General features: G+C 27.4%; 13 protein-coding genes. 2 read left to right on the top strand and 11 right to left on the bottom strand.

The window, feature by feature from the left end:
• Positions 1-141 precede the first annotated feature (141 nt).
• From ACX6CF_RS00970 to sigI, 7 genes are all read right to left on the bottom strand, one after another.
• Positions 142-516, bottom strand: coding sequence for a CoA-binding protein (locus ACX6CF_RS00970; protein ID WP_458783419.1), 375 nt, complete (start codon positions 514-516; stop codon positions 142-144).
• A gap of 13 nt (positions 517-529) precedes the next feature.
• Positions 530-1,324 (bottom strand): ABC transporter permease subunit, encoded by a 795-nt coding sequence (locus tag ACX6CF_RS00965; protein WP_458783418.1) that lies wholly within the window; start codon positions 1,322-1,324, stop codon positions 530-532.
• A 34-nt stretch (positions 1,325-1,358) separates the two neighbouring features.
• Positions 1,359-2,156 carry an ABC transporter permease subunit gene (locus ACX6CF_RS00960; protein ID WP_458783417.1) on the bottom strand — a complete coding sequence of 266 codons (798 nt, stop codon included), beginning with the start codon at positions 2,154-2,156 and terminating at the stop codon, positions 1,359-1,361.
• Positions 2,157-2,159: 3 nt separating this feature from the next.
• Positions 2,160-3,044, bottom strand: coding sequence for an ABC transporter ATP-binding protein (locus ACX6CF_RS00955; protein WP_458783416.1), 885 nt, complete (start codon positions 3,042-3,044; stop codon positions 2,160-2,162).
• 310 nt (positions 3,045-3,354) lie between these two features.
• Positions 3,355-5,061 carry an S-layer homology domain-containing protein gene (locus tag ACX6CF_RS00950; RefSeq protein WP_458783415.1) on the bottom strand — a complete coding sequence of 569 codons (1,707 nt, stop codon included), beginning with the start codon at positions 5,059-5,061 and terminating at the stop codon, positions 3,355-3,357.
• An 86-nt stretch (positions 5,062-5,147) separates the two neighbouring features.
• Positions 5,148-6,221 carry an anti-sigma factor domain-containing protein gene (locus tag ACX6CF_RS00945; RefSeq protein ID WP_458783414.1) on the bottom strand — a complete coding sequence of 358 codons (1,074 nt, stop codon included), beginning with the start codon at positions 6,219-6,221 and terminating at the stop codon, positions 5,148-5,150.
• An 11-nt stretch (positions 6,222-6,232) separates the two neighbouring features.
• Entirely contained in the window at positions 6,233-6,922 is a 690-nt protein-coding gene (gene sigI / locus ACX6CF_RS00940) for an RNA polymerase sigma-I factor (protein WP_458783413.1), read from the bottom strand.
• 242 nt (positions 6,923-7,164) lie between these two features.
• On the opposite strand from sigI, the gene ACX6CF_RS00935 reads away from it, so the two are divergent.
• Positions 7,165-7,911 carry a DUF2087 domain-containing protein gene (locus ACX6CF_RS00935; protein WP_458783412.1) on the top strand — a complete coding sequence of 249 codons (747 nt, stop codon included), beginning with the start codon at positions 7,165-7,167 and terminating at the stop codon, positions 7,909-7,911.
• 161 nt (positions 7,912-8,072) lie between these two features.
• Positions 8,073-8,744 (top strand): Crp/Fnr family transcriptional regulator, encoded by a 672-nt coding sequence (locus tag ACX6CF_RS00930; protein ID WP_458783411.1) that lies wholly within the window; start codon positions 8,073-8,075, stop codon positions 8,742-8,744.
• A gap of 13 nt (positions 8,745-8,757) precedes the next feature.
• Here the strand turns inward: ACX6CF_RS00930 and ACX6CF_RS00925 are convergent, their stop codons facing one another.
• From ACX6CF_RS00925 to ACX6CF_RS00910, 4 genes are all read right to left on the bottom strand, one after another.
• Positions 8,758-11,040, bottom strand: a complete 2,283-nt coding sequence (locus ACX6CF_RS00925; protein ID WP_458783410.1) for a hypothetical protein — start codon at positions 11,038-11,040, stop codon at positions 8,758-8,760.
• A 33-nt stretch (positions 11,041-11,073) separates the two neighbouring features.
• Positions 11,074-11,373, bottom strand: coding sequence for a hypothetical protein (locus ACX6CF_RS00920; RefSeq protein ID WP_458783409.1), 300 nt, complete (start codon positions 11,371-11,373; stop codon positions 11,074-11,076).
• The gene (locus tag ACX6CF_RS00915) at positions 11,366-11,902 is read right to left on the bottom strand and encodes an RNA polymerase sigma factor (protein ID WP_458783408.1); all 537 of its coding nucleotides are present in this window, start codon (positions 11,900-11,902) and stop codon (positions 11,366-11,368) included. The genes ACX6CF_RS00920 and ACX6CF_RS00915 overlap by 8 nt, the downstream gene beginning before the upstream one ends.
• A 388-nt stretch (positions 11,903-12,290) precedes the next feature.
• Positions 12,291-12,632, bottom strand: a complete 342-nt coding sequence (locus tag ACX6CF_RS00910) for a hypothetical protein (RefSeq protein WP_458783407.1) — start codon at positions 12,630-12,632, stop codon at positions 12,291-12,293.
• Positions 12,633-12,774: the final 142 nt, after the last annotated feature.

Genomic DNA, 12,774 nt, shown 5'->3' with positions numbered 1-12,774 from the left:
TAAGGCGTTTCTTAATGACATAAACTCTAAATCTTATATTATTAGATTATTTATAATCAATTATATTTTAACATTTTTATATGTTTTTATCAATATAAGTAGCTTGAGTTTTCCTCATTTTTTATGATTATATTCATTGCTCTAAGCTAGGGCAACAAGTACACACGCTTGTACAGCTTCAATATCATTATTTTTTGCGTACTGTAATATTTCTTCGCTGACAGTACCTGGCTGAAGCCAAACGTTATTTATTCCAAGTTCTTTACATTGTTTTATAATTGACATTCCTATTCTTGGATTAACTACAAAATCTACTACATCAACTTTTTCAGGTAGATCAGCTAGTTCTTGATAAGCCTTATCTCCATCAATCTCTTTACATTTGACACTAATGGGATATACTGTATAGTTGTTTTCTTTTAACTTCTTATATATTTTATAGCCAAATTTATCCTGGTCATCAGTAGCCCCGATAACAGCCCATTTTTTCGATTCTAACATTATGGTTTCGCTCATATGATCACTCCTTTTATAAAATATCTTTCTTCTGATAATTAGTATACGTAAGAACGATACTTACTACTATGATAATTATTGACAACACTATATATAATGCTTCGAAACCATTACCATTCAACACTTTGTGAACGTCAAAATATGAGAATGGAGTTATATATTTTACAAAATCCAACTTATCAGAAATATTTCTAAAAATATCTAAAAAATACATGACCAGTATTATACCTGTAGATATTGTAGTCGCTTTCTTAGCTTTTCCTGCAAATGCCGAAACTACCAATCCTAGGCTAAAGAATATACATTGAATAATCAATAATACAATCATACTATAAATCAAACTACTTGTTATGGATTCTCCTTTATTATTTATATCAACAAAAATCATAATTGTTAACCCTGTTACAATATTAATGATTAGAACATCTATGAAACCAACTATTATTTTACTTGTTATCATACTACTTCTTGTTATTGGTTTTACCATGAGAAAATCTGCTGTTTTATCTCTAGCTTCTTTTGATATTATTGTCGCACCTAACATTACTGCATGTATACCAGTTATTAAAGCGTAATACATGAATAACACACTATAATAACCCTTTATTTCCGTAAGATTCAATGAAGCTAGACCAAAGGCATTTTTCATAAAATCTGGTAGACTTTCCAGCAATTCATTGGCTTCACTACCCATAGCTGCAAATCCAGCATATTTTGCGAAAGCCATAGCAGTAAATATAATTATACAAACACTCCATATAATAAGAGCTTTCCTATACGCACGTAATTCTCGCAGAACAATATTCATAGAATTTCCTCCTATCTAATGTTCCTTCGTATACTTATACAGAAGGAATATCCTTTTTTTGATATATGACATATGATGCTACTATAAATATAACTGTTAATACTATTGACGTTATTAAATGTGATAAAGAATAAGAAGAATTCTCAGTTATATATCCGCTGTCAAAAAAACCAAAAGGTGATAGATAGCTGTATTTTTCATCTTCTACTGTTTGATTAAAAAGATATATTATATAAAATCCGAAAACAACACCTAACGTAACTGGTAAAACACTTTTTAACTTATTGACAATAGTTCCTATCAAGATACCTAATGCAAATAAGAATAACTGTACAAATAAAAAACTAAGTGTTAATAGAAAGAAATTAGTAAAGTTGTAATCTGCTTTTTTAAATGACTCAACAGCAATTACCGCAAAAACAAAAAACACCACATTCATTATTATAATATGTGTCACCGCCGCCATAATCTTAGGGGTTAGTATATTAGCTCTTCTAAGAGGTTTCACTAGTAAAAAATCAGAAGTCTTGTCTCTTGATTCTTTTGAAGTTATATCCAATCCTAATTTCATAGCGAATATACCTCCTATGAGAAGAATATACGAAAAGGCAAATCCATAGTACCCGATAATATGTGAAACGCTCATATTACTTAGTCCCATTGCTTTTATAAATGCTTCTGGAAACTGACTTATAAGCTTCTCAAACTGTTCTGCTTCTTTTGAATAAGTGGGAAATAATGATATAAATAAAAACAAAACTGCTATGATTGAAACAGTCCATATAATATTACTTTTAAGATATTTCCTAAATTCGAACTTATATATATTCATAATTTAAACCTCCTTTTGATAGTAGTACATGAAAATCTCCTCAAGAGTTGGTTCTTCAACTAGAAGGTTAGCTAATTCTATTCCACCTAATTTGTTAATCATAATATTGATATCGCCTTTATATATAAATGTTGCTTTATTTTCATTTAATTTAAGTTCTGTAATACCTTTAACATCAAAAACTGCTTTTTGAAGATTATTATGGGCTTCAATGCTGAATCTTTTATATTTGCTTTGACGTAAAGATTCTATACTTTCCGTTTTAATAATCTTACCATCCTTGATAATAGCAACTCTATCACACATTCTTTGTACCTCATCTAGTATATGAGATGAAAAGAATATTGTAGCTCCCTTCTCATTTTCCTCTCTGATAAGATCAAAAAATTTCTGTTGCATCAATGGATCAAGACCGCCTGTTGGTTCATCAAGTATTATTAATTTGGGTTCATGAAGTAATCCTTGAACAATACCCACTTTTTTCTTATTCCCAAAGGATAAATCATCAATCTTTTTCTTAAGATCAAGATTCATTATTTCTGCTAATTCATGAATTCGTTTAGTACAATCTTTTCCATAAAAACTTGCAGAGTATTTTAGTAAATCAATAACTTTCATATTATCATAATAAAAAACCTCTGATGGCAGATAACCAATATTCTTTCTTATTTCAGCCCCATCTTTAATGCAATCTTTTCCAAATATCTTTGCACTTCCACTGGTTGGATAGATCAATGACAATAATGTTCTTATAGTTGTTGATTTACCAGCTCCATTTGGTCCGATAAAACCAAAGATTTCTCCTTCTTCAACCTGAAGTGAGACATCAATTATTCCTCTTGATTTACCATAGTATTTGGTAAGTTTTTCTGTTTCAATGATATGCATATGATAACCTCCTTTATTGATAGCAAATAGTTAGGTTTAACTTATTAAGAATTATTATATTCTAAAACCAACGTTTTTATTATTGACTACCTTGGTCAATAATATTGTAGCATATTTTTTTTATAAATTCAATATATTATTAATCGTATAGAGATGTTTTGTCATAGTTAATGTTTTCAATAAAAAGAAGAACCTTCCTAATACGATAAAAAAAGACTGTAGCACAATATAATCTCATGGTATCCATAAGCTATATTATGCTACAGTCAAAAAGTCAGTCAAAAAATACGCTATTAAATTATATCAATCATTAGTCTATCATTTCTATTATTGCTATATTAACTTTATCTCCTTCAGTAATCTCAGTTACTCTTACTTTGTTCCCAAGTGATATATCTTTAACTTCTGCATCTTCTCCATGGTCTTTTATTACTGTTTCTTCTCCAATACTAAAAGTCTTATGAATATCCCCCACATCAACTGTTATTAATTTTTGGCTTATTGTTTCAGCTATAGATACAACTTTTCCTTCATAGACTTTGACTACTGGTTCTTCTACTTGAATCTCAATCTCTTTTACATTTATACTATCACCTTCTGTGATTTCAGTAATCTTAACTATGTCTCCTATTTTTATGTCTTTTACTTCTAATTTATCGTCTTGTCCTTCTTTTTTGATTACAGTATTTTCATCAATTATAAATGTTTTTTCTTTATCATCATCTTTACGTATTGTTACCAATTTATTAGTAGTTGTCTCTGTAAGAGCCATTACTATGCCTTCATAAACCTTAGTAACAATCTGATCAACCTTAATCTCTATTAAAGAAATATAAGAATTATCTCCTTCGATAATTTTTATAATCTTAACTGTATCCCCTATGTTGATATCATCAATCTTCAATGAAATATCTTTGCCTTCTTCTTTAATCACAGTGTCTTTATCTAAAACAAAAGTCTTTTCTTTACTGTCAACCAAAATACTTATTTTGCTATCTTCCGCTGACTCTACAACCTTAGTAACTTTACCCTTATAAGTCTGTAATATTTTGTCCACCTTTTCTTTTGATACCTCAATATAAACTACCTTATGATCAAAGAATTCAAGTTGTAATTTATCTCCAACCTTTAAATCTGTTAACTTAATCTCTTTATCATTTAAATCATAGATGACTACGTTCTCGCTAAGTAGATATCTTTCTGATTCAAACTCATCTTTTATAGTAATAATACCATTAACAACTTGAACAAATTCTCCCATTTCTACCTCATCTTTATCACAATCTATTTTATCATCTAATCTTGAAAATAGAATTGCCATTTCGGCTCTAGTTAAATTACCATTGGGATTAAAAATCTTTCTATAACCTGACATCAATCCTAACTCGTTTATTAGATATATATAACCACAATTCCCTTCTGGAATCAAAAAATAATCTTCAAATTCTAGATCTTCATCTTCGTTATCAATAGCTTTATCTTCCATCCCTATAGCCCTTATGATATATTTAGCTACAGCATATCTTTTAGCTGGCTTATCCGCATCAAACTTTTTCAGCTCATCTTTAGTGATAATACCTTTTTTGTAAGCATACGCCAAATAAGGAACTGACCATTCAGGTATGTCAAGCTCTTCTATCAATTCTGGAATTTCATCTAATTCTTTTGCATCATCTTCCCATCCCATAATTCTAAGAGTCATAACAATAACTTCAATATTTTTAGCAGATTTATTAGGTAAGAACTTACCATTTCCATCACCTAAAATATAATTTTTGACGCTCATGCGTTCAATGTCTTTGTTAGCCCAATGCTCTCTTTCAACATCTTGGAATTTTTTTGTATATTTATATTCCCAAGTTTTATATTGGTCTACATATTTTTTATATATTTCATTCCAATTAATCTTGTTCTTACCTTTATTACTTTTGTGATTTTTTGCCATAGCTACATTTGAAAATAACAGTGAAAATGCTAATATCATTGTAACCAACTTTACTAATTTTTTCTTTTTCAAAATAATAACCTCCTATTTTTTGTTTATTCATTTGGGTATAATATCTATTCGTACACTTTTTTACCATTTTAGGGGTATTATTATTTTTATTTATAGTTTTTTATATTTTTATTCTTTATATTACCATTATGATTATCTCGTTTGTCTTTATTAGTAATGGTCTTATCTTTTTTCTCTCTTTCTTTAATATCTTTTTCTTTAGTATCATTTTCTTCATCATTTTTTTTCTTTCTATTTTCCTCCTTGATATCTACACGATTTTTTCTGTCATCATTATTGCTTTTCCCATCATCCCTTGAGTTGTTTTTATTTTTATCATTAACTCGTTCATTAATATCTTTTTTTATTTTTTCCTTGTGAATTTTGTCAGTTCTTTTGTTAACCTTATCAGTTTCAGTTTTTCTCTTTTTATCTTTTCTCTTATTTTTAGCTTTTGAGTTTAATTTTTTAACTTTACTCTTATTATTTGGTTTATTTTCTATTTTTGTTTTATCTTCTATTATCTCAATAAGTTCGTTAATTGTTCTTTCTTGAAGTTTTTCTTTATTATATGAAGGATCCACTTTTTTAACTTCATCTATTAAAGCAGCTTTTCCTGGTGATTCATTATTACTCTTCGCTTGTTGATAAGCATCCTGATGAATTTCTACAGTATACACATTTACATTTTTATCTTCATCTATGGATTGTTTCACATTGTCTATTGTCTCTTCTTCTAATTTATCAAAAGTAAGTAGTACATTTACTTCATCATTATTATCTAATGTACTTACAGCTATTATATCTCCTAATATTGTTTCTACCTTTTTATTTTTATAGTTAGATATATTATCAACTACACTTATACCATCTTCATTCATGCCATTAATTTCTAATATCCTATTAAATCTATTGTAAATAATTTCAATGCTAGGGTTAATATCGACATTAATATATCCATAAGGTGTGTAATATGCATAAGCACTAACTCCAAATCCACTAATAAGGAATACAATCACTATTATGGCAGCTATTCTTCTGAAATTAATGTTTGATTCACCAATATTTATTTCCATTCCAACTTCTATATGATTATTTGGTTTATTTATCTTTCTAAATCTACCGTCTTTTGTTAATACAGTTACATCATCGTTATCTATTTCCATAACTACTGCTCGCATATTTTCACCTCCTATAAATATTCTTTTAAATACCCATAATCTCCCATTTTAATAATTATTAGAGCTATAATATATATTCGTCCACGTTCTATCTTTTTTCGGTGTATTTTCATTTTTTCTTCTATTTTTTGAATAGGTAATCTTTTATTACTATGTATATAATCCATCAATTCATCGTCTGAGACGATTAAAATGGCAATTTTATTATATAATTTCCTAGTTCTCTTATGTTTTGGAGAATGGTCAATAAGTTTGGCAAAGTCAAGTCCCCAAGTCAATAATTCTTTTTTAAATTCAATTATCTCCATCTGCCTTAATTCATTCTCACTCTTTATTTTATATAAATCTATACTCTTTTTATCAATTAAATCTATATTCTTACTCATATCATCATTATAGAGTATTAGATTGTTACCAGGCTTTGAATTTTTTCTTTGATAATCAATAAGCCTTCTACTTATAACTATCTTCGAGAAGGTTAGAAAACTGCCTTTATCTTTTTCATATTTATCAATAGCTTCATTGAATGCAATTAAACCGATTGACAACTCTTCATCAATACCATATTCAATATATCTACCTACTTTATTTTGAATTATTGATGCAATAAATGGCTTGTACTGCTCAATAAGCGTATTTCTCATATGTATATTATCTTGCGCTATTAATACAATTTCATCTAGCGACTTGTCCTTTTCCAATTTTTTCACCTCCCTACTAATAGTATAAGATTATATAGTTTCAAACAAATGGTAATTTTTACCTATACCCTATTATATCGGTGATTCAAGATTAAACCCTTTGACAGCAACCATTACTCTTGTTGATTTTTTATCAAATTTTATTAAATTTTGTTTGCATTTTTATAAACATCAAATAATATTGTTTGCATTGTATCCAATGATATGTTATTATCAATTCAAATAATATAAGAGGTGTCAAAATGATAAATAATGATTTATTTTGGAATGCAAGTATTAATGATTTAAAAAAAGGTTATTCATATGATGAGGTCAATGATAGCTATATTTGCCTTATATGCGGTGATAAATTAGAAAATGGCATAATCCATAATTACAATGATAAACTAATAACTTCTGAAAAGAGAATGCAGCATCACATTGATGAAATTCATGGTGGTACATTCAACTTTTTGCTTAATCTAAATAAAAAGTACACTGGATTAACTGATAATCAAAAAGAAGTCTTAGACTGTTTTTACAAGAACATGAATGATAAAGAAACATCAAAAGAATTGCATATATCTGAATCTACAATCAGGAATTATAGATTCAAATTACGAGAAAAAGAAAAACAAGCAAAGATTTTTTCAGTTTTGATGAAATTAGCCAGTAACAATTCTGATGATAACAAAATAATAGAACCCCATAAAACTGCTACAATGATTGATGATAGATATGTAATTACAGAAGAAGAGAGCAAAAAAATCACAAAAAGATATTTTACTGAAGAAGGAAGATTAAAAGACCTACCTTCCAAAGAAAAAAGGAAAATAATTATATTAAGACATATCGCTGAGAATTTCAAACCTAATTATAGATATAAGGAAACTGAGATAAATAGGATATTAAAAAGAATATATGATGACCATGCAATAATCAGGCGATATCTTATTGAATATGGTTTTCTTGATAGAGCCAATGATTGTAGCTCTTATTGGGTTAAATGAGTCATATGCTAAAATACCAAATTTCATAAGACTATACTATTAGTATAATGAATACTTTATTTATATACTTGAAATTCTTGCGTCTTTAAATTAAACTATATAAAAGAAGTTAATTTTTTGATGCTATGACATAAATAATTTATAAAAAAGAGGTATTCGTTATGCTAATTAATATATTACAACACTGCTCCCTATTTCAATCTCTAAACACAGATGATATTGAATCCATTCTATCTTCTATAGATTATGATGTCATTAGTTATGCAAAAGATCAAATAATAAGCACTGAAGGGGAAGAATGCAATAAAATAGGTATAGTCATAGAAGGTGATATTGAAATACGAAAAATATATCCTCTTGGAAAATCAATTACTGTAACAAGATTGAATCCCAGTGATATCTTTGGTGAAGTAATCCTTTTTTCTAATATGAAAAATTACCCTTCTACTTTATTTGCTTGTACCTCACTAAAAGTACTTTATATTACTAAAAAGCAGATTATCGATCTTATGGAACATCGACCTGTAATAATGAATAATCTACTTAATATACTATCAAGTAAAATACTGACACTTAATAAAAAACTTAGAAATCTTTCATATGAAAATATGCGTCAAAAGATTGCTGATTTTCTACTATCTGAATACAAAAAACAAAAGAACCTATATATAGAACTAAATATCTCAAGGAAGGAAATGTCCGAGACATTAGGTGTCACTAGACCTTCTCTATCTAGAGAACTTGCTCTTATGAAAAGTAAAGGTATAATTGATTACCATAAAAATACTATAAAAATAAACAACCTCCAAATGCTTGAAGATTGCTTATTCTAATTATCTGTATAATCTAATCCTGTACTGCTTCATCATTATCATTATCGTTATAATATATATCATAGTTTTTGATTTCGTCATATCCTAGATTCTTTGCATATTCTTTTAATATACCATTTTTAATATCTTTGTAGATATGCATGAATTTATTAGCTCTACCGCCACCATTAGTATCTTCAAGTAGAACAAATTGTAATTTATAGAATCTAGCTAGATCACTATCTTTGTCATCTAACCATCTTATAGCTTCATCAATATTACCCTCATTTATTAATTTATGGAACTCTTTAAAACCCGACCTGTCCATATTGATAAATTTGTTAGTCAAGAGTTCATAATCAGCATTATGATATTTATTAGTATACTTAGTAATAACTTTCCCTAATCCTTCCATATCATCTTGCAGCAAATATATTCCTATCATTTTCTCTATGACAGTATCATTTAAATAGCTACCAATTAATCCATTATAATTTTCCAAAGCATTATTATAGTCATTGAGATAGTAATAACTCTTAGCTATATAGTATTGTTGAATATCGACATCTTCATCATAGTAACCTATGGCTGTTTTATAATCATTTAAATCATAGTAACAATATCCAATAGCTTCTTTTATTTCTGGTATAGACATAGCTTCATTAATCATAAGTAAATGTTCTAATGCCTTCTTATAATCGATATTTGACTCATCATCGTTATCATCCCATTCTCTCATGTACATCTTAGCTAAAGTTTTACGAATATGTAGATCATCAGGATTTTCTAATAGTTCTTTTTCATATTGTGCAACAGCTTTACCAAATTTCTTGTCAATTAATAATTTATCTCCTTCTGTCCACTCTTCACCCTCAATCTCAATAGTTTGAATAGGTACATTAGAATAAGAACCATAATTGTCAATCCAACAATCCCTCTCATCATATCCTCCTGTAATCTTGAGATAGTATTTCCCCGAATGATATAGAGTATCTAGTAATGATTCTACATGAATAATGCCATTAGAAGAGCTATAGCCCATACTAAAATAATCTTCTCTTTCTTTATCTACGTCAAAGCATATAGTATTTCCTCTAAATTTTGTATTGGAATAATAATTAATATTATAACAATCGTCTTCATCTCCATTTATAAGTGATAATCCTACTTTATAATAATCAAAATCCAGATAGTCATGACTTACCTCGAATTGAAATCTATTATTATCTATCTTTTTGATTCCTACTTTTATTGGTGAGTATAGATTAATATTTCTTGTATATGAATTGTTTCCTTTCATCTCAATATCTCTATAGCCTTTGTCAAACTCTATATTTTGACCTTTTATTCTATTCCAAGGAACGCATAGACCTAATGCATAGTTTCCATTAGGTGTATTTTCAATAACATATTGCCCATTTTCATCTGTTACAGCAACTAAGTTATCTCTATATACAAATCCCATCTGACTACTTACTCCATCCATTGATGTTAAAAACACTAACATATTTTCTACTGGCTTACCATCACTGAGTATTGCTCCTTGTATAGTATTATCTGCTCTCTTGTTATTTTTCATTTTCATAGATGAAATACCTTCATTAAGATAGTCGATAATTCTAAATTTCTTGTCTTCGGCAAATATATGATCGCTGAATTCCTTATTACTAAAATCCTTTTTACCGCTTAACATACTGTAATAATTAGCTACTGTATCCCAATAAAATTCATATTCCTCATTATAATATTTTTCTATCAAACTTGAAGCTTCATCAATATTGCCTAATTCAATATTCATCAATGATAGATACATATTCTTTAAAGTCTCATACTCTTTATCTTCAAATATACTTTCCTTAAGCAAATTCATAGCATTTTCATTGTATCCAGCATACCAATTGACTAGAGCAGTGTATAATGTATAGTTATCAAAATAATCATTATCTCTATGATATTCTAATAATGTATTATAAGTATCATTTATATTGTTAATACTCTCCTCGCTCACTACTCTAGTATCACCATTAACAGTACTGAATCCATCTTGTACAGTAACTATTATTTTATTAAATACTTTATTATTTTCATTACTGAACAAAATATTTTCTAGAATCTTAATTTGCCCCCAAACGCTCTTATCATCTTCAGGATGCTCCTTTACCAACCTATTATAATAAGCATTACTACTATTTCCCTTGTTCATATTTCCTAATAGATAATACATATCTGGAGAATTGAAATTAATTCCAATATATCCTATTATCAATGCACAAACGAATATAATAATATGTTTTACCTTTATTGTTATATACTTCATAAGCTATTTACTCCCATCAATTAATAAAATATTTCATCTGAGGCTTGATATCTCTATATATTGAATTTCACTATCTTTAATGTTATCAGGTGTTAATCTAAATGCCTGATAAGATAAAAATACTACTGCGACAGCTGTAACACTAACCCCTACTATCAATTTGTTAACTGGAATTCTAAGCTTGTAATTAAAAAATCTATTGAGTATGCTTTTATTTCTGCGGTTCTTCAATTCTCTTAGAACGGAGTCTTGAGATTCATCATTGAAAACTATATCCTTCAACTCACTATCCAATGTTTTTCCAACTAATCTACTCATCTTATCATCATTCATCAATAAACACCTCCTCTAGATGCTTTTTAATATTATCCCTTGCATATTTCAATCTACTTTTAACTGCACTATTGGTTAAATTCAGTATATCTGATATATCAGCAACAGAGAATTTTTGATAATAGTAAAGTATAATTATTTCTCTATATTTTGGTTTAATCTTAGCTAGACACTCTGTAACAGCTATTTTATCAAGACTTTCATCTTCACTGCACTGATAATTATTCATTACATCCTCATAATTATTTCTATTTTCTCTACGGAACCAATTTTTTCTCATAATCTGTCTACACTCATTAGTTAATATAGTATACAAATAATTTTTCTCATTACTTTCATGTCGATAATCATTAATACTATAGTAAAAGTTGATGAATGTCTTTTGTACCGTATCTTCCGCCAAATGTTCATCCTTAACCATCATGTAAGCATATCTTTTCAGCTGAGTTCCATACCTGCACATTACATTTTTCAAGTATTCTTCATTATTTAATTCAAACATTTGTGTTTCATCACTAGTGGTTACCATTTTTTCTCCCTTAACACCTATTATTTAACACACATTATTTATAGGAAAATATAGATTCTATTATTACTTTACAATATATAGATGCATCAAAATCATGTTTGGTTGCAAAATTTAATTATATTATTATTGATACAATTAATATTTTAACATAATTATTTATCCTATATCTATATATAACAATTAATACGCATCGTTAAAATTTCTTAATACATAATATACAGCCATTTTTATGGAATTATGTTTTCAATTTCGGTAATTAATCTTGTTATCATTTTAAGGTAGTAAAATTATATTTTTAATTACCCTTATAATGTATTCATCTAATGTATTTTCCCCCATCAAAAAAAGTCTCACTCCTAACAAAATAAGAGAAAGACATTTTTTATTATTATTTTTTATTATCATTTTTGTTAAAGATATTGGCTATTAATACAATTAATATACCTACAACTATTAAAAATAAATCAGGATAATAATTAGACATCCATGATCCACTCCAATAATTCAATTTAGTAAATAACAAATCAGATATAACGATTAATAATGTTAAGTTATTAATATAGCACATGTCAAATTTATTATTTTTTAATATTACATTTAAGATAATAATTAATAATACTATAAATATTATCACAGAATTGTTGATTATAAATATCTGTATATCTATTATTAAACTACTTATAATTAAGAATAGACCAAATAATTGAATTTTTTTGCATTTGTTAATCATAATTATATTCTCCTTTCTATTTATCTTTTATAATTAAATATTTAGCATAATTATAATATATTTTTTGCATTATGTAAATAAATAAAATAAATATTGACATATTAATACATTATACTATATACTGTATACAATATAATGCATT

It is taken from the genome of Vallitalea sediminicola, from assembly GCF_054408565.1.
This window is presented reverse-complemented; position numbering and strand designations above follow the sequence as displayed.

Bases quoted from the DNA above. Each gene is read 5' to 3' on its own strand.
- ACX6CF_RS00945 (WP_458783414.1), bottom strand. From the start codon at position 6,221: ATGCGAGCAGTAGTTATGGAAATAGATAACGATGATGTAACTGTATTA.
- ACX6CF_RS00930 (WP_458783411.1), top strand. From the start codon at position 8,073: ATGCTAATTAATATATTACAACACTGCTCCCTATTTCAATCTCTAAAC.
- ACX6CF_RS00965 (WP_458783418.1), bottom strand. From the start codon at position 1,324: ATGAATATTGTTCTGCGAGAATTACGTGCGTATAGGAAAGCTCTTATT.
- ACX6CF_RS00955 (WP_458783416.1), bottom strand. From the start codon at position 3,044: ATGCATATCATTGAAACAGAAAAACTTACCAAATACTATGGTAAATCA.
- ACX6CF_RS00960 (WP_458783417.1), bottom strand. From the start codon at position 2,156: ATGAATATATATAAGTTCGAATTTAGGAAATATCTTAAAAGTAATATT.
- ACX6CF_RS00925 (WP_458783410.1), bottom strand. From the start codon at position 11,040: ATGAAGTATATAACAATAAAGGTAAAACATATTATTATATTCGTTTGT.
- ACX6CF_RS00935 (WP_458783412.1), top strand. From the start codon at position 7,165: ATGATAAATAATGATTTATTTTGGAATGCAAGTATTAATGATTTAAAA.
- ACX6CF_RS00910 (WP_458783407.1), bottom strand. From the start codon at position 12,632: ATGATTAACAAATGCAAAAAAATTCAATTATTTGGTCTATTCTTAATT.
- ACX6CF_RS00970 (WP_458783419.1), bottom strand. From the start codon at position 516: ATGAGCGAAACCATAATGTTAGAATCGAAAAAATGGGCTGTTATCGGG.
- ACX6CF_RS00920 (WP_458783409.1), bottom strand. From the start codon at position 11,373: ATGAATGATGATAAGATGAGTAGATTAGTTGGAAAAACATTGGATAGT.
- ACX6CF_RS00915 (WP_458783408.1), bottom strand. From the start codon at position 11,902: ATGGTAACCACTAGTGATGAAACACAAATGTTTGAATTAAATAATGAA.